The sequence below is a fragment of the Streptomyces sp. CB02261 genome, assembly GCF_001905665.1.
GTDB lineage: Bacteria > Actinomycetota > Actinomycetes > Streptomycetales > Streptomycetaceae > Streptomyces.
This window is the reverse complement of record NZ_LIVX01000013.1, coordinates 179,419-204,866: the sequence shown is the minus strand read 5'-3', so window position 1 is coordinate 204,866 and position 25,448 is coordinate 179,419. Positions and strand designations below refer to the sequence as shown.

Here is a 25,448-nt window from a genome sequence, read left to right as displayed (position 1 = left end):
GAGTAGGACGCCGCCGAACACCCGCCCTTTTAGCTCAGTCGGTAGAGCGTCTCCATGGTAAGGAGAAGGTCAACGGTTCGATTCCGTTAAAGGGCTCAGAGTAAGAAGGCCCCCGCCTTGAGGCGGGGGCCTTTTTGCGTTTCCGGGATGAGGAGAAGCGCCCCCGGCGGATCCCCTTGCGGGGATCGCCGGGGGCGTTGTCAGCGGTCGTCCGGCTCTCGCAGGCGCATCGCCAGGATGGCCATGTCGTCGGAGGCCGGGGCCTGGGCGAAGCGCTCCACCGCGCGGAGGACCCGGGAAGCGACCGCGCCGGCCGTGAGGCCCGTACAGGTCTTGAGGACCTCCGCCAGGCCGTCGTCGCCTAGCATGCGGGTGCCTTCGCGGCGTTCCGTCACGCCGTCCGTGACACAGAGGAGGACATCACCCGGGTCGAGCGTGATGGTCTGCTCGTACAGCTCCAGGTCCTCCATGACACCGAGGAGGGGCTGGGGCTCGGCCGACGGCTCGACCGTGCCGTCCGGACGCAGCCGCAGCGGGAGGGGATGGCCTGCGCAGACGACCTTGAGGATCGCGGAGCCGTCCTCCTGCGGGCGCATCTCGCCGTACAGCAGGGTCAGGAACCGGCTGCGGGCGCCCTCGTCGAGGATCGCCGCGTTGAGGCGCTCCAGGACGGCCGGGCCGCCGAAGCCCTCGCGGGCCAGGAGGCGCAGGGCGTGGCGGGCCAGGCCGGTGACGGCGGCGGCCTCCGGGCCCGTACCGCAGACGTCGCCGATGGCGAAGCCGTACGCGCCGTCGCGGATCGGGAACAGGTCGTAGAAGTCGCCTCCCACCTCGTTGCCCTCGCCGGCCGCGCGGTAGATGACGTCCACCTCGACGCCCGGGATGTCGGGGAGGCCGGGCGGGAGCAGGCTGCGCTGGAGGGACTGGCTGATCGCCACCCGCTCCGAGTACAGGCGGGCGTTGTCCAGGGCCAGGGCGGCCCGGCGCGAGAGGTCCTCGGCGAGCTCCAGGATCTCCTGGCGGAAGTGGTCCTCCGACGGCCTGCCGAGGGTCAGCATGCCGATGACCCGGTTGCGGGCGACCAGGGGCAGGACGACGGTCTCGCCGGCGACCGTACTGGCCGTGGCCAGGGTGGTGTCGATGCCGGAGGACAGCGGGCTCGTGGGGTGGTCGAGGGCGCGGACCGAGGCGGAGAGCGCGGCCCGCTGGGCGGCGTCGCCCGGCGCGGTCCAGACGCGGGCGCCCGGGGTCGGCACCGGGTCGGGCGGGGCGATGGAGGAGAGCAGTTCCTTGAGGCCGTCGATGCGGTCCTCGTCCTCGTGCAGGACGTAGGAGAGGTACGGATCGGAGGTCTGGTCGGCGATCGTGTAGACCGCGCACCAGGTGGCCAGGGTCGGGACCGTCATCTGGGCCATCAGGGCCAGCGTCTGGTCCCGGTCGAGGGTGCCGGCCAGGAGGTCGGAGGCCTCTACGAGGAAGCTGAGGGAGCCGCGGCGCAGCCGCTCCAGCTCGCCGAGGCGGGCCGACTCGACGGCCAGGGCGATGCGGTCGGCCGCGAATTGGAGGCGGAGGGCCTCCTCGTTCGAGTAGCGGTTCGCGCTCTCGGCGGCCACGCCGAGGGAGCCGGTGAGCCGGCCCTCGACCTTGAGCGGGACGGTGACCACGGAGCGCATGCCGGTGCCTTCGAGGAGCGGGACGGCACCGGGGACGGCGGCCAGGTCCTCGTGGACGGCGGGCATGCGGGCGGAGCCGTAACGGCTGGCGCCGGTCTCGACGGGGACGCGGGCGAAGCGCTGACGGGCGGCCGGGAGGCCGGTGGTCGCGCGTACCTCCAGTTCCGTCTCGTCGTCGGTGGCGAGGAGCAGGAAGGCGGCGTCGCCGTCGAGCATGTCGCGGGCGCGTTCGACCGTGCGCTGGAGCAGGCCGTCGAGGTCGTCAGGGGCGGGGGAGCCGATGAAGACCTCGAAGGGGTCGGCGGCGCGGCTCTCGGCGCCCGGCTCGGCGGCGGGGCGCTGTGGGGTCTGGAGGACGGCCCGCTCGTGCTCGCGTACCAGGAGGCAGACGGTGGAGGGCTCGCCCTGGGCGTCGCGGACCCTGAGGTGCGAGGCGTACACGGGGATGACACGGCCGTCGGCGCAGCGGATGCCGTAGCTGCCCTCCCAGCGGGAGAGACGGAGGGCCTCGGCGAGGCCGGTGCCGATGCCTGGGGTGTGGGGCCAGGCGGCGAGGTCGCCGAGGGGCTTGCCGGTGACCTGCTCGGAGGCGTAACCGAAGAGTTCCTCGGCGTGCTCGTTCCAGGCGGTGATGGCTCCGCCGCGGTCGATCTGGGTGACGGCGACGCGGACGCGGCTGTCGGCGACCGGGAGGAGCACGTCGGGCAGGACGGGGCCCGCGGAGCGGGTGCCGACCGGGCGCCGGGGGAGGTCGAGGTGGAACCAGACGTGCTTGCGGGTGGGGGAGTAGTCGACGCCCCAGCGGTGGGCGAGGGCGGCGCAGAGCAGCAGGCCCCGGCCGTTCTCGCGGTCGGGGCTGACGACGGTCCGGCCGCTCTGGACGGGGATCTCGCGCTCGGGGTAGCGGTCGGCGACCTCGACGCGGATGCTGTCGTCGGCGCGGAGGCAGAGCACTTCGGCGGAGGTGCCGGCGTGGATGACGGCGTTGGTGACGAGCTCGCTGGTCAGCACGACGGCGTCGTCGACGAGCTCGGGGTGGCCCCAGCCCTGGAGCGTGTCCCGGACGAAGGCTCGGGCGGCGGCGACGGACCGCCCTACGGGCTCGAAACTCGCAGTCGCCCGCGCGGTGATCACTGAACTCCTCGTACGCGTCTCGACGCCCGGCTCTGCCATGGTCGGTCTGTCCCTCCCGCTGCCCGGTGCTCGTACGCGCACCACACCGCCCCCGCCGGGCTGACCGGGGCGGGTGGACAGCCGGAAGCCAGGTTACTTACCTTCACTGTCCCAGCGGATGCCGGTCACGCTGATTCCGTCCCCCGGGGGTAGGGACGCATGTGCGAAGCTGCCGAACTGTTATCGCCTGGTTCGGTGGCGGTGAAACACTGGGCAGGCTACCGGTGAGAACCGGAGCGGTACGGTCGACCCCTTTCGGGAGGGACACGGTGGAACCTGGCACGGCGGCGCGGCGCGGCGGAGGCAGTGGCACGCGCGCGAGGGGCGGGCGTTCCCGTGGGGGGACGGTGCAGGTCGACGCGGCGGCGCTGGAGCGGTTGCTGGGCGCGCTCGTGTCGATGCGCGACGGCAATCTCCGCAGGCGGCTCACGGTGTCCGGCGACGGGGTCATGGCGGAGATCTCCGCCGTGTTCAACGAGGTCGCGGACCGGCAGATGCATGTGACGGGGGAGCTCTCGCGGGTCCGCCGGGTGGTGGGGCGCGAGGGCAAGCTGTCCGAGCGTCTGGAGGCGGGGGCCAGTGAGGGGGCGTGGGCGGCGGCGATCGACGCCGCGAACGCGCTCGTCGACGACCTGGCCCGGCCGGTGTCCGAGGTGGGGCGGGTGCTCTCGGCGGTGGCCGAGGGTGACCTCGAACAGCGGATGGATCTGCGTTCGGAGGGTGCCGACGGGGCCGTACGGCCGCTGCGCGGGGAGTTCCTGAAGGTCGCGCGTACCGCCAACAACCTCGTCGACCAGCTGTCGGTGTTCGCCTCCGAGGTGACCAGGGTCGCCGTCGAGGTGGGGACCGACGGCAAGCTGGGCGGTCAGGCGCAGGTGCGCGGGGTGTCGGGTTCGTGGAAGGACCTCACGGACTCGGTCAACACGATGGCGAACCGGCTGACGGCCCAGGTGCGGGACATCGCGCTGGTGACGACGGCGGTCGCGGACGGTGATCTGTCGCAGAAGGTCACGGCGAACGTGGCCGGCGAGATGCTGGAGCTGAAGAACACCGTCAACCGGATGGTGGACCAGCTGTCGTCCTTCTCCTCCGAGGTGACCCGTGTGGCCCGTGAGGTGGGTACGGAGGGTGAGCTCGGCGGTCAGGCCGAGGTGGCCGGGGTCGCCGGTGTGTGGAAGGACCTCACGGACTCCGTCAACACCATGGCGGGCAACCTGACCAATCAGGTGCGGGGCATCGCCGAGGTGACGACGGCGGTGGCCAACGGTGACCTGTCGCAGAAGGTGCGGGTGTCGGCGCGCGGGGAGATCGCGCAGCTGGCGGACACCATCAACCAGATGACCAAGACGCTGCGGACGTTCGCCGACGAGGTGACCCGGGTGTCGGGCGAGGTCGGTGCCGAGGGTCTGCTCGGTGGGCAGGCGCAGGTGCCGGGCGCGGCGGGGACGTGGAAGGACCTCACGGACTCCGTCAACACGGTCTTCCGGAACATCACGACGCAGGTGCGGGACATCGCGCAGGTGACGACGGCGGTCGCCAACGGTGACCTGTCGCAGAAGGTCACGGTGGACGTGGCCGGCGAGATGCTGGAGCTGAAGAACACCGTCAACACGATGGTCGACCAGCTCTCCGCCTTCGGTTCCGAGGTGACCCGGGTGGCCCGTGAGGTCGGCGTCGAGGGTCTCCTCGGCGGTCAGGCCGAGGTGCCGGGCGCGGCGGGCACGTGGAAGGACCTGACCGATTCGGTGAACACGGCGTTCCGCAACCTGACGGGTCAGGTGCGGGACATCGCGCAGGTGACGACGGCGGTCGCCAACGGTGACCTGTCGCAGAAGGTCACGGTGGACGTGGCCGGCGAGATGCTGGAGCTGAAGAACACCGTCAACACGATGGTGTCGCAGCTGTCGTCGTTCGCGGACCAGGTGACCCGGATGGCCCGGGACGTGGGCACCGAGGGCCGGCTGGGCGGGCAGGCGCGGGTGGACGGCGTCTCCGGGCGCTGGCGGGAGCTCACCGACTCGGTGAACTTCATGGCCGGCAACCTGACCTCGCAGGTGCGGCAGATCGCGCAGGTGACGACGGCGGTGGCCCGGGGTGACCTGTCGCAGAAGATCGACGTGGACGCGCGCGGCGAGATCCTTGAGCTGAAGAACACCATCAACACGATGGTCGACCAGCTCTCCGCCTTCGCGGACCAGGTGACCCGGGTGGCCCGTGAGGTGGGTACGGACGGCCGACTGGGCGGTCAGGCGCAGGTGCCGGGTGTGGCCGGTGTGTGGCGTGATCTGACGGATTCGGTGAACGGCATGGCCGGGAACCTCACCACCCAGGTCCGTAACATCGCGCAGGTCGCCACGGCGGTGGCCCGGGGTGACCTGTCGCAGAAGATCGACGTGGACGCGCGCGGCGAGATCCTGGAGCTGAAGAACACCCTCAACACGATGGTGGACCAGCTGTCGAACTTCGCCGAGCAGGTGACCCGGGTGGCCCGTGAGGTGGGCACCGAGGGCATCCTGGGCGGTCAGGCAGAGGTGCAGGGTGTCTCCGGCACCTGGAAGGACCTCACCCAGTCGGTGAACTTCATGGCGAACAACCTCACCATCCAGGTGCGGAACATCGCCGAGGTGACGACGGCGGTCGCCAAGGGCGATCTGTCGAAGAAGATCACGGTCGACGCCCGGGGCGAGATCCTGGAGCTGGTGACGACCGTCAACACGATGGTCGACCAGCTGTCGAACTTCGCGGACGAGGTCACGCGGGTGGCCCGTGAGGTGGGTACGGAGGGCATCCTCGGCGGCCAGGCGCGGGTGCGCGGCGTGACCGGTACCTGGAAGGACCTCAGCGACAACGTCAACCTGATGGCCAACAACCTGACCAGTCAGGTGCGGAACATCTCCCGGGTCTCGGCGGCCGTCGCCAACGGTGACCTGACGAAGAAGGTGACGGTCGAGGCGAGGGGCGAGGTCGCCGAGCTCGCCGAGACCGTCAACACCATGGTGACGACCCTGTCGTCCTTCGCGGACGAGGTCACGCGGGTGGCCCGCGAGGTGGGTACGGAGGGCGAACTGGGCGGCCAGGCCCGGGTGCCGGGTGTCTCGGGCACCTGGAAGGACCTCACCGAGTCCGTGAACTCGATGGCGTCCAACCTCACCGGTCAGGTGCGGCAGATCGCCGCCGTCACCACCGCCATCGCCAAGGGCGACCTCACCAAGAAGATCGACATCGACGCGCGCGGTGAGATCCAGGAGCTGAAGAACACCATCAACACGATGGTCGACCAGCTGTCCAACTTCGCCGAGGAGGTCACGCGCGTGGCCCGCGAGGTGGGTACGGAGGGCATCCTCGGCGGCCAGGCCCGCGTCCGGGACGTCGACGGCACCTGGCGGGACCTGACCGAGTCCGTGAACGAGATGGCGGGGAACCTGACCCGGCAGGTGCGGGCCATCGCGGCGGTCGCCACGGCGGTCACCCGGGGCGACCTCAACCTCAAGATCGACGGGGTCGACGCGGCGGGCGAGATCCAGGCCCTCCAGGACAACATCAACACGATGATCGCGAACCTGCGCGACACCACCCTCGCCAACGAGGAGCAGGACTGGCTGAAGGGCAACCTGGCCCGGATCTCCGGCCTCATGCAGGGCCGGCGGGACCTGGACGACGTCGCCTCGCTCATCATGAGCGAGCTGACCCCGGTGGTGTCGGCGCAGCACGGTGCGTTCTTCGTGGCGGTGCCGACCAGCTCCGCCCACGGTGACGCCGAACTCGTCGGCGAGGGAGACGGCTCGTACGAGCTGCGGATGCGCGGGAGTTACGGGTACTCCGCCGGGTCCATGCCGACCTCGTTCCGCCCAGGGGAGACCCTCATCGGGACGGCGGCCGAGGAGAAGCGGACCATCCAGGTCAACGTCCCGCCCGGCTATCTGAAGATCTCCTCCGGGCTCGGCGAGGCGTCACCCGCGCATGTGATCGTCCTTCCGGTCCTCTTCGAGGGCAAGGTCCTCGGTGTGATCGAGCTGGCGTCCTTCCAGCCCTTCACGCAGATCCAGCGCGACTTCCTCAACCAGCTCGCCGAGCTGATCGCGACCACGGTCAACACCATCAGCGTGAACACCAAGACCGAGGTGCTGCTCCAGCAGTCGCAGGAGCTCACCGAGCAGCTCAAGGAGCGTTCGGCCGAGCTGGAGCACCGGCAGAAGGAGCTCCAGGGCTCCAACCTGGAGCTGGAGGAGAAGGCCGAGCTACTGGCCCGTCAGAACCGCGACATCGAGGTGAAGAACACCGAGATCGAGGAGGCCCGGCAGGTCCTGGAGGAGCGGGCCGAGCAGCTCGCCGTCTCCATGCGGTACAAGTCCGAGTTCCTCGCCAACATGTCGCACGAGCTGCGCACGCCACTCAACTCGCTGCTCATCCTGGCCAAGTTGCTCGCCGACAACGCCGAGACCAACCTGACGCCGAAGCAGGTCGAGTTCGCGGAGACCATCCACGGGGCGGGTTCCGACCTGCTCCAGCTGATCAACGACATCCTCGACCTGTCCAAGGTCGAGGCGGGCAAGATGGACGTCTCGCCGACCCGGATCGCGCTGGTCCAGCTCGTCGACTACGTGGAGGCGACCTTCCGGCCGCTCACCGCGGAGAAGGGGCTCGACTTCTCGGTGCGGGTCTCGCCCGAGCTGCCGGCCACGCTGCACACCGACGAGCAGCGGCTCCTCCAGGTGCTGCGCAACCTCCTGTCCAACGCGGTGAAGTTCACCGACACGGGCGCGGTGGAGCTGGTCATCCGGCCGTCCGGCGCGGACGTGCCGCAGTCGATCCGGGAGCAGCTCCTGGAAGCGGGTTCGCTGCGGGACCCGGAGGCCGACCTGATCGCGTTCTCGGTCACCGACACCGGCATCGGGATCGCGGCGAGCAAGATGCGGGTCATCTTCGAGGCGTTCAAGCAGGCCGACGGCACGACCAGCCGGAAGTACGGCGGTACGGGTCTGGGGCTCTCCATCAGCCGGGAGATCGCGCGGCTGCTCGGCGGCGAGATCTTCGCCGCGAGCGAGCCGGGCCGCGGCTCGACGTTCACGCTCTACCTGCCGCTGAGCCCGACGGAGCTGCCGACGGGCCCCTACGGGCAGGGGTCGCAGGACGCGGACGACCCGCAGCAGGACGCCGAGGAGGGCGCGGCCGGGGCCGTCCACCCGTTCCCGCACTTCCCGCCGCCGCCCGTACGGACGGAGGCGCGGTCGGGAGCCGGGGCGCTGTTCCGGCACCGGCGGAAGGCGGCGGCGGAGGCGACCGGGGCGCGGACGGCCGTGCCGGGGCAGTCCGGCGCGCAGGCCGGGGCCGACCGGGTGGAACCGGAGGTGGAGGCCGAGCCGCGCCGTACCTTCAGCTTCTCCGGCGAGAAGGTGCTCATCGTCGACGACGACATCCGCAACGTCTTCGCGCTCACCAGCGTCCTGGAGCAGCACGGGCTCGCGGTGCTCTACGCGGAGAACGGGCGGGAGGGCATCGAGGTCCTGGAGCAGCACGACGACGTGACGATCGTCCTCATGGACATCATGATGCCGGAGATGGACGGGTACGCGACGACGACCGCGATCCGGCGCATGCCGCAGTTCGCCGGGCTGCCGATCATCGCGCTGACGGCGAAGGCGATGAAGGGCGACCGGGAGAAGGCGATCGAGTCGGGGGCGTCCGACTACGTGACCAAGCCGGTCGACCCCGACCACCTGTTGTCGGTCATGGAGGAGTGGATGCGGGGGGCGTGACTCCGCACCGGGGGCCCGGCGCGGAGCGCCGCGCGGGCCCCCGGGCCTTCGCTGACGGGGTGTCGCCGGAGGGGTGTGAGAGGGCCGGATACGGGGAACCTTCTGGTCTCCCACCGCGTTTCGGGTATGTGCACAGTGACATCGCGGTGACAGGGTGTGGCGACGGGCGGGGTGCGGCTACGATGACCGGCACAAGGACGGACGGCGTCAGGGAGTCGTCTTCAGGGGCGGCACCCGGTGCTTCCCCCGGTTCGGGGAGCCGGGGAGAGCCGTTGCCGGGGCGAGGAGGACGGGGCATGGTGCAGAAGGCCAAGATCCTCCTGGTCGATGACCGGCCGGAGAATCTGCTGGCGCTGGAGGCCATTCTCTCCGCGCTCGATCAGACGCTGGTGCGGGCATCGTCCGGGGAGGAAGCGCTCAAGGCGCTGTTGACGGACGACTTCGCGGTCATCCTGCTCGACGTCCAGATGCCGGGGATGGACGGTTTCGAGACCGCCGCGCACATCAAGCGGCGCGAGCGGACCCGGGACATCCCGATCATCTTCCTCACCGCCATCAACCACGGCCCCCACCACACCTTCCGGGGGTACGCGGCCGGCGCGGTCGACTACATCTCGAAGCCGTTCGACCCGTGGGTGCTGCGCGCCAAGGTCTCCGTCTTCGTCGAGCTGTACATGAAGAACTGCAAGCTGCGTGAGCAGGCCGCCCTGCTGCGGCTGCAGTTGGAGGGCGGCGGCGAGGGCGGTCACGGCAAGGAGTCCGCCGGCCTGCTCGCCGAACTCTCCGCGCGGCTCGCGGCCGTCGAGGAGCAGGCGGAGGCCCTGTCGAAGCAGCTCGACGACGACTCCGCCGACGCCGCGGCCGTCGCCACCGCCGCGCATCTGGAGCGCAAGCTCACGGGGTTGCGGCGGGCCCTGGACGCGCTGGAGCCCGGGACGGGCGCCGCGTCCAACCTTCCCGCCCAGGGCTGACGTGCCGTCACCGGTGTTTCGCCGGTGACGAGGTCGGGCAGACGGCGGCGTGAGGCCGCGTCACCTTCGCGCCCCCGCAGGGGCGACACGAACGGGTGAGGCGGACAGCCGGTCTTCACACCGGTAACCTCGGCATCATGGCTTCACGTACGTCCGGCAAGGGCTCCCAGGGCACAGCGGGCACCGCAAAGCCGCGCGCCGGCCGTACGACGGGCGCCGCGAGGAAAGCGGCTCCCGCGAAGTCCCCCGCCAAGCCACCCGCGAAGAGGGCGCCGGCCAAGAAGGCCGCCGCCGCCAAGCGCGCCCCCGCGCGGAAGACGGCGGCGAAGAAGGCCCCGCCCCGGCCCGCGCCGTCCCCCACCGGCGGCGTCTACCGGCTCGTGCGCGGCGCCTGGCTGGGCCTCGCCCACGCGGTGGGCGCGATGTTCCGGGGGATAGGGCGTGGTGCCAAGGGGCTCGACCCCGCCCACCGCAAGGACGGGCTCGCGCTGCTCCTCCTCGGACTGGCGCTGATCGTCGCCGCCGGAACCTGGTCCAACCTCCGAGGGCCCGTCGGTGACCTCGTCGAGATGCTGGTCACCGGGTCGTTCGGCCGGCTCGACCTGCTCGTACCGCTGCTGGTGGGCGCGATCGGCGTGCGGCTGATCCTCTATCCGGAGAAGCCCGAGGCCAACGGCCGCATCAGCATCGGCCTCTCCGCGCTCGTCATCGGTGTCCTCGGCCAGGTCCACATCGCCTGCGGCTCGCCGGGGCGCGGCGACGGCAGCGAGGCCATGCAGGACGCCGGGGGCCTGATCGGCTGGGCCGCGTCGCAGCCCCTCGTCTTCATGATGGGCGAGGTCCTGGCCGTACCGATGCTGGTGCTGCTCACCGTCTTCGGGCTGCTCGTCGTCACCGCCACCCCGGTCAACGCGATCCCGCAGCGGCTGCGTGCCCTCGGCGCCCGGCTCGGCATCGTCGAACCCGCGTACGACCCGGCGGAGGCCTACGCCGACGACCGCGAGGTCTACGACGAGGAGTGGCGGGAGGCCCGGCCGGAGCCCCGGCCCGCCCGGCCCGTCCGCCGTCGTGGCGGCGGCCCCGCGGAGCCGTACGACGTGGACCGTGCCGAGGCGGAGATGCTGGAGCGGCGCGGCCGTTCGGCACGCCGTCCCGCCGGGCGGCCCGCTGCCGACCACGGCCTCGACCCGGTGGACGTCGCGGCCGCGGCGGCCGCCGCGCTCGACGGCGCGGTGCTCAACGGCATGCCGCCCTCGCCGGTCGTCGCCGACCTGACCAGGGACGTCACCGCGGAGCGGAAGGCCGCGGCCGCGGCGGCCGCCGAGACGGCCGGCGCAGAGGCGCCCGAGCGGGGGGCGCCGGCCGCGCCCGTACCGCCGGCGCGGGGCGGGGGCCAGCGCGCCGGGGGCGTACCGGATCGCACCGGCGGGGGCGTACCCGATCTGACCAAGCCCGCTCCCGAGCCGACCGACCTGCCGCCGCGGGCCGAGCAGCTCCAGCTGTCCGGCGACATCACGTACTCCCTGCCCTCGCTCGACCTGCTGGAGCGGGGCGGGCCGGGGAAGACGCGCAGCGCCGCCAACGACGCGGTCGTGGACGCGCTCTCCAACGTCTTCACCGAGTTCAAGGTCGACGCGGCCGTCACCGGCTTCACCCGGGGGCCGACGGTCACGCGGTACGAGGTCGAGCTCGGCCCCGCCGTGAAGGTCGAGAAGATCACGGCCCTGACCAAGAACATCGCGTACGCCGTCGCGTCCCCCGACGTACGGATCATCTCCCCGATCCCCGGCAAGTCCGCGGTCGGCATCGAGATCCCCAACAGCGACCGGGAGATGGTCAACCTCGGCGACGTGCTGCGGCTCGCCGCCGCCGCCGAGGACGACCATCCGATGCTGGTGGCGCTCGGCAAGAACGTCGAGGGCGGCTACGAGATGGCCAACCTGGCGAAGATGCCGCACGTCCTGGTGGCCGGGGCCACCGGCTCCGGCAAGTCCTCCTGCATCAACTGCCTGATCACCTCGATCATGATAAGAGCGACCCCCGAGGACGTCCGGATGGTCCTGGTCGACCCCAAGCGGGTCGAGCTCACCGCGTACGAGGGCATCCCGCACCTGATCACCCCGATCATCACCAACCCCAAGCGGGCCGCCGAGGCCCTCCAGTGGGTGGTGAAGGAGATGGACCTCCGGTACGACGACCTGGCCGCCTTCGGCTACCGGCACATCGACGACTTCAACCAGGCGATCCGGGACGGCAAGATCACGCTGCCCGAGGGCAGCGAGCGGGAGCTCAACCCCTACCCGTACCTCCTGGTGATCGTCGACGAGCTCGCCGACCTGATGATGGTGGCGCCCCGGGACGTCGAGGACTCGATCGTGCGCATCACGCAGCTCGCGCGCGCCGCCGGCATCCACCTGGTGCTCGCCACCCAGCGGCCGTCCGTGGACGTCGTCACCGGTCTCATCAAGGCGAACGTGCCCTCCCGGCTCGCCTTCGCGACCTCCTCGCTCGCCGACAGCCGCGTCATCCTCGACCAGCCCGGCGCCGAGAAGCTCATCGGAAAGGGTGACGGTCTGTTCCTGCCGATGGGCGCCAACAAGCCCGTCCGGATGCAGGGCGCCTTCGTCACCGAGCACGAGGTCGCGGCCGTCGTGCAGCACTGCAAGGACCAGATGACGCCGGTCTTCCGGGAGGACGTCACCGTCGGCACCCGGCAGAAGAAGGAGATCGACGAGGACATCGGCGACGACCTCGATCTGCTCTGCCAGGCCGCGGAGCTGGTGGTCTCCACCCAGTTCGGCTCCACGTCGATGCTCCAGCGGAAGCTGCGCGTCGGCTTCGCGAAGGCCGGCCGGCTGATGGACCTGATGGAGTCCCGGAACATCGTCGGGCCGAGCGAGGGCTCGAAGGCGCGCGACGTGCTCGTCAAGGCCGACGAGTTGGACGGCGTGCTCGCCGTCATCCGGGGTGAGTCGGGCGCGTAGCCGGGACGGGGAGGAGTGGCGGCGGGGGAGCGGGGTACCCGATCGAGACCGGGTCGAGACTCACTCGTAAGGGAACGAAGGGCAACCGTTTCCCCTGGCCGTACGTCAAGTTGGACGGAGGGACAGAAGGATGTCCCAGCCTCATGGCGTACAAACAGCACCCGCCCGGTTGCCCCACCCTTTCGTACCACCCATAGACTGAACGTCCAGCAGGTGGCTACACGCTCGAAAGGCGCTCTCGTGTCCATCGGCAACTCCCCCGAAGACGACCGGACCTTCCCGGCAGACGACCGGGACTCGATCGGTCTCGCTCTCCAGCAGGCCCGCGTCGCCGCCGGTCTCACCGTCGAAGAGGTCAGTGCCTCCACCCGTGTCCGGATCCCGATCGTGCAGGCGATCGAGGAGGAGGACTTCTCGCGCTGCGGCGGCGACGTCTACGCCCGAGGGCACATCCGTACCCTCGCGCGCGCCGTCGGTCTCGATCCGGCTCCGCTGATCGAGCAGTACGACGCCGAGCACGGCGGCCGTCCCGCGCCCACCCCCGCCGCCCCGCTGTTCGAGGCGGAACGTATCCGCCCCGAGCCGCGCCGGCCCAACTGGACCGCCGCGATGGTCGCGGCCATCGTCGCCGTCGTCGGTTTCGTCGGCTTCACGATGTTCAACGGCAACGAGGCGCCGAGGGGCACCACGGCCGAGGGCGGGCCGGCGCCCGCTCCCGAGAAGGCCACCGCCGCCGCCAAGCCGAAGCCCGTCAAGCCCGCCCCGAAGCCCACCGAGAGCGCGATCGCCGCGGTCCCCCGGGACAAGGTCACCGTCAAGCTCTCCGCCGTCGACGACAAGAGCTGGATCTCGGCCAAGGGCCACGACGGCAAGCTGCTCTTCGACGGCCTCCTCCTCGAGGGCGAGTCCAAGACCTTCCAGGACGACGAGCGCATCGACCTGGTCCTCGGCAACGCCGGAGCGATCGAGCTCCACGTGAACGGCAAGAAGCTCCAGGACAAGTTCGAATCCGGCCAGGTGGAGCGCCTCACCTACACCAAGGGTGACCCCGAGGCGGGCTGAGCCCCGTCCGGCGACCCCCGGCGTGACCTCGGTGTGACCTCCGTCGCGCAGGTGAACCCTGCGCGACGGGGGAACGGCCGGGACGAAGTAGTCTTGAGTCCATGCCCGAACGCCGTACCGTCGCCCTTGTCACTCTTGGCTGCGCCCGTAACGAGGTGGACTCGGAGGAGCTCGCAGGCCGCTTGGCAGCGGACGGCTGGGAGCTCGTCGAGAACGCCGAGGACGCGGACGTCGCCGTCGTCAACACCTGCGGATTCGTCGAGGCCGCCAAGAAGGACTCCGTCGACGCCCTGCTCGAAGCCAATGATCTGAAGGACCACGGCAGGACCCAGGCCGTGGTCGCCGTGGGCTGTATGGCCGAGCGGTACGGCAAGGAGCTCGCAGAGGCCCTGCCCGAGGCCGACGGAGTACTCGGCTTCGACGACTACTCCGACATCTCCAACCGCCTCCAGACCATCCTCAGCGGTGGCAGTGTCGAGGCGCACACCCCGCGTGACCGGCGCAAGCTGCTGCCGCTGTCCCCCGTGGAGCGCCAGGAGGCCGCCGCCGCCGTGGCGCTCCCCGGACACGGCGACGCCGCCGAGGCGCCCGTCGACGCGCCGTCCGACCTCCCCGAGGGACTCGCGCCCGCCTCCGGGCCCCGCGCGCCGCTCCGCCGCCGCCTGGACACCAGCCCCGTCGCCTCCGTGAAGCTGGCCTCCGGCTGCGACCGACGCTGCACCTTCTGCGCCATCCCCTCCTTCCGCGGCTCCTTCGTCTCGCGCCGTCCCTCGGACGTGCTGAACGAGACGCGCTGGCTCGCCGAGCAGGGCGTGAAGGAGATCATGCTGGTCTCCGAGAACAACACCTCCTACGGCAAGGACCTCGGGGACATCCGGCTCCTGGAGGGCCTACTGCCCGAGCTGGCCGCCGTGGACGGCATCGAGCGCGTTCGCGTCAGCTACCTCCAGCCCGCCGAGATGCGGCCGGGTCTGATCGACGTCCTCACCTCGACCGAGAAGGTCGTGCCGTACTTCGACCTGTCCTTCCAGCACAGCGCCCCGGACGTGCTGCGGGCCATGCGCCGCTTCGGTGACACCGACCGCTTCCTGGAGCTCCTGGAGACCATCCGTGCCAAGGCCCCCACGGCCGGCGCCCGCTCCAACTTCATCGTCGGCTTCCCCGGCGAGACCGAGGCCGACTTCGCCGAGCTGGAACGCTTCATCACCCACGCGCGGCTCGACGCCATCGGCGTCTTCGGCTACTCCGACGAGGACGGCACCGAGGCCGCCACGTACGAGCACAAGCTCGACCAGGACGTCGTCGACGCACGGCTCGCCCACCTCTCCCGGCTCGCCGAGGAGCTCACCGCCCAGCGCGCGGAAGAGCGGATCGGAGAGACCCTTGAGGTACTGGTCGAGTCCTTCGACGAGGAGGACGGCGTGATCGGCCGCGCTGCCCACCAGGCCCCCGAGACCGACGGTCAGGTGGTCCTGACCACGGCCGACGGTTCGAGCCCCGATCTGGCCCCCGGCCGTATGGTCAGTGCGAAGGTCGTCGGCACGGAGGGCGTCGACCTGGTGGCCGAGTGTCTTTTCGAGGAGGCAGCCAGATGACCGGAGTCCCGGCATCCGCGACGGGCGGGACCGGTAGGCCGGCGCCCCGCGGCAAGCTGGGCTCGGCGGCTGTCAACCAGGCCAGCCTGTGGAACATCGCCAACATCCTGACCATGATCCGGCTCGTGCTCGTGCCGGCCTTCGTGCTGCTGCTCTTCCAGGACGGCGGACACGACCCCGCGTGGCGCGCCTGGGCATGGGCGGCGTTCGCCGTCGCCATGATCACGGATGTCTTCGACGGGCACCTCGCCCGCGCGTACAACCTGGTCACGGACTTCGGGAAGATCGCCGACCCCATCGCCGACAAGGCGATCATGGCGGCCGGACTGATCTCCCTGTCCATGCTCGGGGACCTGCCCTGGTGGGTGACCGGGGTCATCCTGGCCCGGGAACTGGGGATCACCCTGATGCGGTTCTGGGTGATCCGGCACGGGGTCATCCCGGCCAGCCGCGGCGGCAAGATGAAGACGCTGGCCCAGGGCACGGCGGTCGGCATGTACGTGCTGATGCTCACCGGGCCGCTGGCCACCCTGCGCTTCTGGGTGATGACGGTGGCCGTCGTGCTGACCGTCGTCACGGGTCTGGACTACGTACGCCAGGCGGTCGTGCTGCGACGCATGGGGCTCGCGGCGGAGCGGGCGGCGGCGCGACCGGAGACGGCGGCACGGTGACCGTGGCCGCCCGGGTGCTGGCGCTGCTCGCGGAGCGTGGTCACACGCTGGCCGCCGCGGAGTCGCTCACGGGGGGCCTGGTGGCCGCGGAGCTCACCGGGGTGCCGGGGGCCTCGGCCGTCTTCCGCGGGTCCGTCACCGCCTACGCGACCGCCCTCAAGCACGAGCTGCTGGGGGTCGACGGCGCCCTGCTCGCGGAGCGCGGCGCCGTGGACCCCGAGGTCGCGCTGCAGATGGCGGCCGGTGTACGGGACCGGCTCGGCGCCGACTGGGGCGTCTCCACGACCGGGGTGGCGGGGCCCGACCCGCAGGACGGACAGGCCGTCGGGACCGTCTACGTGGCGGTCGCGGGGCCGGACGCGACCGGCGCCCGCGCCGGGAAAGTGGTCTCGTTGCGGTTGAACGGCGACCGGGCGGACATCCGTAGAGAGAGCGTACGGAGCGTGTTGGAACTGCTCCGTGAGGAACTCTCGGGAAATGCGCGGGCACAGGATACGGAACACAACGGGGGGAATGGATGTTTGCAGCCCTGAGTGAACACGACATCGCTCCCCGCACGGCCGCAGCGCGAGGCGGTACGGTGGGGCGTGAAGGATGCGGCTACGCGGTCCGAGGAGGGAGCCACCGATGATTCTGCTCCGTCGCCTGTTGGGTGACGTGCTGCGTCGGCAGCGCCAGCGTCAGGGCCGTACTCTGCGCGAAGTCTCCTCGTCCGCCCGAGTCTCGCTCGGCTATCTCTCCGAGGTGGAGCGGGGGCAGAAGGAGGCATCCTCCGAGCTGCTCTCCGCGATCTGCGACGCGCTGGACGTACGGATGTCCGAGCTCATGCGTGAAGTGAGCGACGAGCTGTCACTGGCCGAACTGGCCGAGTCGGCGGCGGCGAGCGAACCGGTGCCGACACCGGTACGCCCGAGGCTCAATTCGGTGTCGGTGACGTCGGTGGCGGGTGTCCCCACCGAGCGGGTGACCATCAAGGCGCCCGCGGAAGCGGTCGACGTCGTCGCTGCCTGAACCGAAGCGGGAGAAGCCCCGGTCGGTACCCCCTGGTGGGGTGCTGACCGGGGCTTCTTCTTTTCTTCCCGCAGTTCTTGACGCACGCGCGGGCCGTTCGACGCATGCGTGGGCTGTTCCTGACACATGCGCGGGCACGCGGGCACTTCTTCCTTCTTCCTTCGCGCGCGGGGCGTTTTGTTTGAGATGCCGGGTTCCGGTGAGGCGTGCCATGGTGGGGAAACGTTCGACTGGTTGGAGATTCGCAATGTCTGTCGTGAAGAGCCCGCTGTCCGAGGCCGACCTCAAGACGGTCGGCAACGCGCTCCAGGGGGCGCTGGTCGACCTGGTCGACCTGGCCCTCGTCGCCAAGCAGGTGCACTGGAACGTCGTCGGGCCGCGCTTCCGTTCCGTTCACCTGCAGCTGGACGAGGTGGTCGACACCGCCCGGCAGCACTCCGACACCGTGGCCGAGCGCGCCTCCGCCCTCGGTGTGAGCCCGGACGGACGCTCGGCGACCGTGGCCTCCTCCAGCGCCATCGGAAAGGTGCCGGAGGGCTGGATCAAGGACGAGGAGGCGGTCCGCATCCTCGTCGCCTCGCTCGGTGCCGTCATCACCCGGATGCGGGAGCGCATCGAGGCCACCGGTGACCCCGACCCGGTCAGCGAGGACATCCTGATCACTCTGACGGGTGAACTCGAGAAGCACGCGTGGATGTTCCAGGCCGAGAGCGTGTGAGGACGGGTCGCGACGGTGACGGTTCCGGTGGTCGAGGTGCCTGAGGTGTGGGCGAGGGCGTCCGTGGCGGCGTTCGCCGACGAGGCGGCGCCCGTGGTGGCGATATCCGCGGTGCGCGCCGGGTCTGACACCGGTACGCCCTCCCGCAGGGTGATCCTGCCGGTCTAGCGTCGGCGGCAGGAGGCGGCCATGGTACGGCGACGGGTACCGCCGGCGACGCTCGCGCTGGTCGCGATCGGGCTGGCGGCCGGGGGGCTCTGGTGGTGGGCGGTGTTGCGTCTGGTGCTGGCCCCCGGCGAGGCCGGGCCGGTCGAGGCCGCGATGGCCGCGTCGGGCTGGGGCCTGAGCCTGCTGCCGGTGCACGTGGCCTCCTCGTCGGGGCGGCCGGGCGCGGTGGTCCGACGGCTCACCAGGGCATCGCGACGCCACCGTTGGGGCGCAGGATCTGACCCGTCGTGAACGCGGAGGCGTCGGAGGCCAGATGCAGGACCGCGTGAGCGATGTCCTGGGCCTCCCCGACCCGCCCCAGCGGTGAGTGACGGATCATCGCCGCCTCCGCCTGCTGCTGCGCGGCCGGCTCGTGGCGGTCCGTCATGGGGGTGCGGACCCAGCCCGGGGCGACCGTGTTGACCCGGATGCCGTACGGGCCCACCTCCGTCGCCAGGGTCTTCGTGAGCTGGACGACGGCCGCCTTGGTGACGCTGTAGCAGAGGAGCCCGGGGCTCGCGGTGTCCATCGCCCCCGAGGCCATCGTGACGATCGAGCCGGGGACGCCGGCGTCGATCATCGAGCGGGCCGCTTCCTGGCACGCGTACAGCACGCCCTTGAAATTGACCGCGAGCACGCGGTCGAAATCCTCCTCGCGGGTCTCCAGGACCGAACTCGTGTGCATGACGCCGGCGATCGCGGCCATGACGTGCAGCGGCCCCGCCGCGTGGACGGCGGCGGCCAGGGCGGTCCGGTCGGTGACGTCGAGGAGGTGCGGGTGTGCGGTGCCTCCCGCGCGGGCGATCAGGGCCGCGGTCTCCTCGGCTCCCTGTCCGTCCCGGTCCGCGCAGTGCGTCGTGGCGCCGGCCTCGGCGAGGAGGAGCGCCGTCGCGCGGCCGATGCCGCTCGCGGCGCCGGTGACGAAGGCGGTGCGGCCGGTGAGGTCGTATGCCGGGAGGGTCGCCATGGGGGGACGGTACGGGGGAATCTGACGGGGCGTCAATTGATGGGGTTCGTGGTGGGGGTGGCGGTGGGGTTTTCTGATGGTGCCGGTCGGAGGGGTGGGGCTTTGACGGTGCCGGTCGGAGGTGTGGGGGCGGGGTGGTCCTTCAGGCGGTGGGGGTCGTGTCGCTGTCGGGGCCCCGCTGGCAGCCCGGGCACCAGTACGTGACCCGGTCGCCGAGTTCCGCCTTGCGGATCGGGGTGCCGCAGCGCAGGCAGGGGTGCCCCCCGCGGCCGTAGACGTGCAGCTGGGTGCCTCGGTGGCGCGCTGTGGTGGTCGTGCGCCGGTCGGGGCGGTCCTTGTTCGCCTCCAGGAGGCGGTGGGCGGTCACCACGAGCCGCTCCGGAACCTCGGGGTCCAGCTCGCCGACCGGCAGCCAGGGGGTGACGCCGGCGAGGAAGGCCAGCTCCGACTTGTACACGTTGCCGATGCCGGCCAGGTTCCGCTGGTCGAGCAGCGCCTCACCCAGGGTCCTGGACGGGTCGGCGGCCAGTCGGCGGACCGCCTCGTCCGGGTCCCAGTCCGGGCCGAGCAGATCCGGGCCGAGATGGCCCACCACACGGGACTCCTCCGCGGTGCGGATCAGTTCGAGGACAGGGAGCCGGTAGCCGTACGCGGTGGACTCCGCGTTTCCGAGGATCGCGCGGATCTGGTGGTCGGGGCCGCCGCGCGGACGCTCCCCGGTGGCGTACACCCGCCATGAGCCGTCCATCCGGAGGTGGGAGTGGAGGGTGAGGCCGCCCTCGATCCGGGCGAGCAGGTGCTTGCCGCGTGAGGTGACGTCGAGGAGGGTCCGGCCGGTGAGGTCGGCGGTGGCGAACCGGGGCACGCGGAGGTCCGAGCGGGTGAGGACCCGGTCGGCCAGGGCGGTGTGCAGACGGTGGGCCGCCTGCCAGATGGTGTCTCCTTCGGGCACGGGTCCAGTGTGCCGGGTGGGGGAGGGGCGTGCGGTCAGGGGCGGAGGCGGAGGCCTCTGGGGGTGGCCAGGAAGCCGGCTGCTTCCAGGGGGCGGGACAGGGGGGACGTGAGGGACGTCCCGCCGTTGATCCGTTCCACCGTGACCGTGCCCAGCGTCCCCGCACGGGCCGCCGCCGCCAGCGCCTCGGCCGCCGCCGTCAGGGCGGGGTCGTCCGGCTCCGTCGCCCAGGAGAGCAGCGTCTTGCCGCCCCGCTCCATGTAGAGCGTCAGCTCGCCGTCGACCAGGACCACCAGTGAGCCCGCCTTCCGCCCCGGCTTGTGACCGGCGTCGGTCGGGGACTCGGGCCAGGACAGGGCCGCCCCGTACGCGTTCGCCGGATCGGCCGCGGCGAGGACCAGCGCCCGTGGACCGGCCGCCGCCTCGGCGCCGCGGTCGCGGGCGGTCGCCGCCGCCCGCAGCCGGTCCACCGCGCCGTCCATCGCGAACTGGGCCGCGCCGAGGCCCTCCACGACATAGCCGCGCCGGGCCTGACCGCTGTCCTCGAAGGCGGCCAGGATCCGGTACGTGGCCGAGAAGCCGCCCTCCACGCCCTCGGCGGCCACCGCGCCCCTGGTGACCACGCCGTGCCGGTCCAGGAGCGTGCGGGCCAGGGCGTGCGCCCGATGGGTCGGCTCCGGTTCGAGCGGGGGCAGCAGCGACCAGCGGCCCGAGACCGTGGGCGGCCCCGTGCGGGAAGCGGTCCTGGCGGCCTGCGTCAGCGTGCCGTACCGGCCGCGGGGCACCGTGCGCCGCGCGCGGTGGGCGGTGGATCCGGCCGTACGGCCCGAGCCGAGGAGCGCGCGCAGCGGGGCCAGGGTGTCGTTGGTGAGCCGGCCCGACCACGCCAGGTCCCAGAGGGCGTCGGCGAGCTGCGGGTCGGTCGCGTCAGGGTGGGTGGTGGCCCGGACCTGGTCGGCGATCTGGCGGAAGAAGAGGCCGTAGCCGCCGGAGAGGGCCGTGAGCACCGACTCGTGCAGCGCGGACAGCTCCAGCGGGTGCGGCGGCGGGAGGAGCAGCGGCGCCGCGTCCGTGAGGTACAGCGAGACCCAGCCGTCCTTGCCGGGCAGTGCGCCGGCGCCCGCCCAGACGACCTCGCCGGTGGTCGTCAGCTCGTCGAGGAGCCCCGGGGTGTAGCCCAGGACCCGGGACGGCAGGATCAGCTTCTCCAGGGCCGAGGCGGGGACGGGCGCGCCCTGGAGCTGCTCGATCGCTCGGGCGAGGCCGTCGATGCCCCGCAGGCTGTTGCTCCCGAGGTGCTGCCACTGCGGCAGGAAGGTGGCGAGCGCCGCCGGGGGCACCGGCTCCAGCTCGTGCCGCAGGGCGGCCAGGGAGCGGCGGCGCAGCCGGCGCAGGACGGTGGCGTCGCACCACTCCTGGCCGATGCCGGAGGGGTGGAACTCGCCCTGGACGACGCGGCCCGAGGCGGCCAGCCGCTGGAGGGCGCCGTCGGTCACGGCCGCGCCGAGGCCGAAGCGGGCGGCGGCCTGGGAGGAGGTGAACGGGCCGTGCGTGCGCGCGTACCGCGCGAGGAGGTCGCCCAGCGGGTCCTTGACCGGTTCGGTGAAGGCCTCCGGCACGCCGACCGGCAGGGCCGTGCCCAGGGCGTCCCGCAGCCGGCCGGCGTCCTCGATCGCGGCCCAGTGCTCCACGCCCCCGATCCGCACCCGGATCGCGCGGCGCGCGGTCCCGAGGTCGGGCGCCCAGCCCGTCTCGGCGCCCCGCTCGACCAGCTCGGCGTCGGTGAGCGGGCCCAGGACCCGCAGCAGGTCGGCGACGCCCTCCACGTCCTTGATCCGCCGGTCCTCCGTCAGCCACTGCAGCTCGCGCTCCAGCTCGGTCAGGACGTCCGGGTCGAGGAGCTCGCGCAGCTCCGCCTGGCCGAGCAGCTCCGCGAGCAGCCGGGAGTCCAGGGAGAGCGCGGCCGCTCGCCGCTCGGCGAGCGGGGAGTCGCCCTCGTACAGGAACTGCGCCACGTATCCGAAGAGCAGGGAGCGGGCGAAGGGAGACGGCTCGGGGGTGGTGATCTCGACCAGGCGGACCCGGCGGGCCTCGATGTCCCCCATGAGCTCCTTCAGACCCGGGAGGTCGAAGACGTCCTGGAGGCACTCGCGGACGGCTTCCAGGACGATCGGGAACGAGCCGAACTCGCTCGCCACCTGGAGGAGCTGGGCCGCGCGCTGCCGCTGCTGCCAGAGCGGGGTGCGCTTGCCCGGGTTCCGCTTGGGCAGCAGCAGGGCGCGCGCGGCGCACTCGCGGAAGCGGGACGCGAACAGCGCGGAGCCGCCGACCTGGTCGGTGACGATCTGCTCGATCTCGCCCTTGTCGAAGAGGGCGTCGGCGGCTCCCACCGGCGCCTTGTCCGCGTCGTAGGTCGTGTCGAGGTGCCGGCCGGGGTCGACCGGTTCGTGGTCGAGGAGGTCCAGGCCCATGTCCAGGCCCATCAGGTCGGCGTCCGGCAGGCGCAGCACGATGCCGTCGTCCGCGTGCATCACCTGCGCGTCCATGCCGTACCGCTCGGCGAGCCGGGCGCCGAGCGCCAGCGCCCACGGCGCGTGCACCTGCGCGCCGAACGGGGAGTGGATGACGACCCGCCAGTCCCCCAGCTCGTCCCGGAAACGCTCGACGAGGATCGTCCGGTCGTCCGGCACGTGGCCGCAGGCCTCGCGCTGCTCCTTGAGGTACGCCAGGACGTTGTCCGCCGCCCAGGCGTCCAGGCCCGCGGCGAGCAGCCGCAGCCGGGCGTCGTCGTCCGTGAGGGCCCCGACCTCGCGGAGGAACGCGCCGAGCGCCCGGCCCAGTTCGAGCGGACGGCCCAGCTGGTCGCCCTTCCAGAACGGCAGCCTGCCGGGCACGCCCGGCGCGGGGGAGACGAGGACCCGGTCCCGGGTGATGTCCTCGATCCGCCAGGACGTCGTGCCCAGCGTGAACACGTCGCCGACCCGCGACTCGTACACCATCTCCTCGTCGAGCTCCCCGACGCGGCCGCCGCCCTTCTTGGGGTCCGAGCCCGCGAGGAACACGCCGAACAGACCACGGTCGGGGATCGTGCCGCCCGAGGTGACCGCGAGCCGCTGCGCGCCCGGCCGCCCCGTGACCGTCCCGGCGACCCGGTCCCAGACTACGCGGGGGCGCAGCTCGGCGAACGCGTCCGACGGATAGCGGCCCGCGAGCATGTCGAGCACGCCCGTGAACGCCGACTCCGGCAGCGAGGAGAACGGCGCCGCCCGGCGCACCAGGGCGAGCAGGTCGTCCACCTGCCAGGTGTCGAGCGCGACGATCGCCACGAGCTGCTGCGCGAGGACGTCCAGCGGATTGGCGGGGATCCGCATCGACTCGATGGAACCCGAACGCATCCGCTCGGTGACCACGGCCGCCTGCACCAGGTCGCCGCGGTACTTCGGGAAGACCACGCCCGTCGACACCGCGCCCACCTGGTGTCCCGCGCGGCCCACGCGCTGCAGTCCCGACGCCACCGACGGCGGCGACTCGACCTGCACGACCAGGTCGACCGCGCCCATGTCGATGCCCAGCTCCAGACTGGAGGTCGCCACCACGGCGGGCAGCCGGCCCGCCTTCAGGTCCTCCTCCACCTGGGCGCGCTGCTCCTTCGACACCGAGCCGTGGTGGGCGCGGGCGAGCAGCGCCGGGGCGCCCTGCGCCGCCCCCGACTGGGCCATGATCTCGGCGGGGGAGCCCGTGTCGGGGAGGGGCTCGCCGGTGGCCCGCTCGTACGCGATCTCGTTCAGCCGGTTGCACAGCCGCTCCGCGAGACGGCGGGAGTTGGCGAAGACGATCGTGGAACGGTGGGCCTGGACGAGGTCGGCGATCCGCTCCTCGACGTGCGGCCAGATCGACGGCTTGTCGCCGCCGTCCTTGCCCTCGGACGCGGGGGAGCCGCCGAGCTCGCCCATGTCCTCGACGGGGACGACGACGGAGAGGTCGAACTCCTTCCCCGACGGCGGCTGGACGATCTCCACGGCACGCCCCGGCGACAGATAGCGGGCCACCTCGTCCACCGGCCGGACCGTGGCGGAGAGGCCGATCCTGCGCGCGGGGCGGGGCAGCAGCTCGTCGAGCCGCTCCAGGGACAGGGCCAGGTGCGCGCCCCGCTTCGTGCCCGCGACCGCGTGCACCTCGTCCAGGATGACCGTCTCCACGCCCGCGAGGGCCTCGCGGGTGGCGGAGGTCAGCATCAGGAACAGCGACTCGGGCGTGGTGATGAGGATGTCCGGCGGCCGGGTCGCGAGCGACCTGCGCTCGGCGGGCGGGGTGTCACCGGACCGGATGCCGACCCGTACGTCCGGCTCGGGCAGCCCCAGCCGGACCGACTCCTGCCGGATGCCGGTCAGCGGCGAGCGCAGGTTCCGCTCGACGTCCACGGCGAGCGCCTTCAGCGGCGACACGTACAGCACGCGGCAGCGCTTCTTCGGCTCGGCCGGCGGAGGCGAGGAGGCCAGCCGGTCCAGGGAGGCCAGGAAGGCGGCCAGCGTCTTGCCGGAGCCGGTGGGAGCGACGACGAGCACGTCGGAGCCGGCGCCGATGGCCTGCCAGGCGCCCTCCTGCGCCGCCGTGGGCGCGGTGAAGGCCCCGGTGAACCAACCACGGGTCGCGGGGGAGAACGAGTCGAGCGCGGACCTGACCATGCCCCCCATCGTGCACCCGGCCACTGACAACCGCCCGGACCTGGGGTGGAACCGGTCCGGCGGCGGCGCCGCCGCGGGCCCTGTCGCAGAATGGAGGCATGGCGAGCGGGGAGCGGGCACGGTACTGGCAGTACGCCGAGCTGCCCGGGGTCGACCTCCTCCACGCCCACTACATCCGCAAGGCCTTCGCCCGGCACACCCACGAGACCTTCGTCTTCGCCGCGATCACCGAAGGCGTCGAAGCCTTCCACTACCGGGACGAGCTCGTCCACGCGGGCCCCGGCCAGATCGCCCTCGTCAATCCCGACACCCCGCACACCGGGCACGCGGGCGTGCCCGAGGGCTGGACGTACCGCACGATCTACCCCGACGCGGAGATCGTCCGGTCCATCGCGGCCGACACCCTCGCCCTGCGCGGCTCGGTCGGCTTCACCGCTCCCGTCGTCGACGACCCGTACGCCGCCCGGCTCGTCGTCGGCGTCCACCGGGCCGCGGAGGAGGGCAACGCGCTCGCCGCCGACAGCCTGCTCCGCCTGGTCACGGCCCGCATGCTGCGCAGTCACGGCGGGCTCGTCACCCCGCTTCCGGCGCTCTCGGCGGGCGCGAGGAACGCGGCCCGCGCGCGTGCAGTCCTGGAGGACCGCATGACCGCGCCGCCGACCCTGGAGCGGCTCGCCGACGAGCTCGGCACCAGCCCCTTCGCCCTCCTGCGGGGGTTCAGGGACGCGTACGGGATGCCGCCGCACACCTGGCTCACCGACGCGCGCGTACGGAGGGCCAGGCAGCTCCTGGACGCCGGTACGCCCCCGGCGGCCGCCGCGGCCGCCGTCGGCTTCACCGACCAGTCGCACCTCAACCGGCACTTCACGCGCAGCGTCGGTGTGCCGCCCGGGGCGTACCAGCGCGCGCGGGGCACCGGACGCCGGGCCTCGTAGGGGAGCCGACGAGCGCCGACCGGTCCCGGCGCGTCCGGCCGCGACCGGCCGTGGGCCGGACCGACAGGCAGGGGGCAAGTGGCGGTGA

At 72.1% G+C, this 25,448-nt stretch carries 15 protein-coding genes and 1 tRNA gene; 12 read left to right on the top strand and 4 right to left on the bottom strand.

The window, feature by feature from the left end; all coding sequences use genetic code 11:
* Positions 1-23: 23 nt before the first annotated feature.
* Positions 24-96, top strand: a tRNA-Thr gene (locus tag AMK29_RS33060).
* Between the two features lie 104 nt (positions 97-200).
* Here AMK29_RS33060 and AMK29_RS33055 read toward each other — a convergent pair.
* Complete coding sequence (locus AMK29_RS33055) at positions 201-2,846, bottom strand: SpoIIE family protein phosphatase (protein WP_073819748.1); 2,646 nt, start codon at positions 2,844-2,846, stop codon at positions 201-203.
* A gap of 269 nt (positions 2,847-3,115) precedes the next feature.
* Between AMK29_RS33055 and AMK29_RS33050 the strand changes: the two genes are divergently transcribed.
* From AMK29_RS33050 to AMK29_RS37535, 10 genes are all read left to right on the top strand, one after another.
* On the top strand, positions 3,116-8,602 hold the full coding sequence (locus AMK29_RS33050) for a HAMP domain-containing protein (RefSeq protein ID WP_079197233.1): 5,487 nt from the start codon (positions 3,116-3,118) through the stop codon (positions 8,600-8,602).
* A 296-nt stretch (positions 8,603-8,898) separates the two neighbouring features.
* Positions 8,899-9,573: a response regulator gene (locus AMK29_RS33045; protein WP_073819747.1), complete on the top strand. Its 675-nt coding sequence runs from the start codon at positions 8,899-8,901 to the stop codon at positions 9,571-9,573.
* Positions 9,574-9,710: 137 nt separating this feature from the next.
* Complete coding sequence (locus AMK29_RS33040) at positions 9,711-12,557, top strand: DNA translocase FtsK (protein ID WP_073819746.1); 2,847 nt, start codon at positions 9,711-9,713, stop codon at positions 12,555-12,557.
* A gap of 240 nt (positions 12,558-12,797) precedes the next feature.
* On the top strand, positions 12,798-13,619 hold the full coding sequence (locus AMK29_RS33035; RefSeq protein WP_073819745.1) for a helix-turn-helix domain-containing protein: 822 nt from the start codon (positions 12,798-12,800) through the stop codon (positions 13,617-13,619).
* Positions 13,620-13,720: 101 nt separating this feature from the next.
* Positions 13,721-15,214: a 30S ribosomal protein S12 methylthiotransferase RimO gene (gene rimO, locus AMK29_RS33030; protein WP_073819744.1), complete on the top strand. Its 1,494-nt coding sequence runs from the start codon at positions 13,721-13,723 to the stop codon at positions 15,212-15,214.
* The gene (gene pgsA, locus AMK29_RS33025) at positions 15,211-15,885 is read left to right on the top strand and encodes a CDP-diacylglycerol--glycerol-3-phosphate 3-phosphatidyltransferase (RefSeq protein ID WP_073819743.1); all 675 of its coding nucleotides are present in this window, start codon (positions 15,211-15,213) and stop codon (positions 15,883-15,885) included. The genes rimO and pgsA overlap by 4 nt, the downstream gene beginning before the upstream one ends.
* On the top strand, positions 15,882-16,418 hold the full coding sequence (locus AMK29_RS33020) for a CinA family protein (RefSeq protein ID WP_073819742.1): 537 nt from the start codon (positions 15,882-15,884) through the stop codon (positions 16,416-16,418). The genes pgsA and AMK29_RS33020 overlap by 4 nt, the downstream gene beginning before the upstream one ends.
* Positions 16,419-16,512: 94 nt before the next feature.
* Complete coding sequence (locus AMK29_RS33015; protein WP_073819741.1) at positions 16,513-16,896, top strand: helix-turn-helix domain-containing protein; 384 nt, start codon at positions 16,513-16,515, stop codon at positions 16,894-16,896.
* A 247-nt stretch (positions 16,897-17,143) separates the two neighbouring features.
* Positions 17,144-17,614 carry a Dps family protein gene (locus AMK29_RS33010; protein WP_073819740.1) on the top strand — a complete coding sequence of 157 codons (471 nt, stop codon included), beginning with the start codon at positions 17,144-17,146 and terminating at the stop codon, positions 17,612-17,614.
* A gap of 189 nt (positions 17,615-17,803) precedes the next feature.
* Positions 17,804-18,073, top strand: a complete 270-nt coding sequence (locus tag AMK29_RS37535) for a hypothetical protein (protein ID WP_073819739.1) — start codon at positions 17,804-17,806, stop codon at positions 18,071-18,073.
* Here the strand turns inward: AMK29_RS37535 and AMK29_RS33000 are convergent.
* From AMK29_RS33000 to AMK29_RS32990, 3 genes are all read right to left on the bottom strand, one after another.
* Entirely contained in the window at positions 18,021-18,788 is a 768-nt protein-coding gene (locus AMK29_RS33000; protein WP_073819738.1) for an SDR family NAD(P)-dependent oxidoreductase, read from the bottom strand. The two genes, AMK29_RS37535 and AMK29_RS33000, sit on opposite strands and share 53 nt — an antisense overlap.
* A 142-nt stretch (positions 18,789-18,930) precedes the next feature.
* The gene (locus AMK29_RS32995) at positions 18,931-19,740 is read right to left on the bottom strand and encodes a DNA-formamidopyrimidine glycosylase family protein (RefSeq protein ID WP_073819737.1); all 810 of its coding nucleotides are present in this window, start codon (positions 19,738-19,740) and stop codon (positions 18,931-18,933) included.
* A gap of 35 nt (positions 19,741-19,775) precedes the next feature.
* A complete protein-coding gene (locus AMK29_RS32990) occupies positions 19,776-24,425 on the bottom strand; it encodes an Lhr family ATP-dependent helicase (RefSeq protein ID WP_073819736.1) in 4,650 nt (1,549 codons plus the stop codon).
* Between the two features lie 98 nt (positions 24,426-24,523).
* On the opposite strand from AMK29_RS32990, the gene AMK29_RS32985 reads away from it, so the two are divergent.
* The gene (locus tag AMK29_RS32985; protein ID WP_073819735.1) at positions 24,524-25,360 is read left to right on the top strand and encodes an AraC family transcriptional regulator; all 837 of its coding nucleotides are present in this window, start codon (positions 24,524-24,526) and stop codon (positions 25,358-25,360) included.
* Positions 25,361-25,448: the final 88 nt, after the last annotated feature.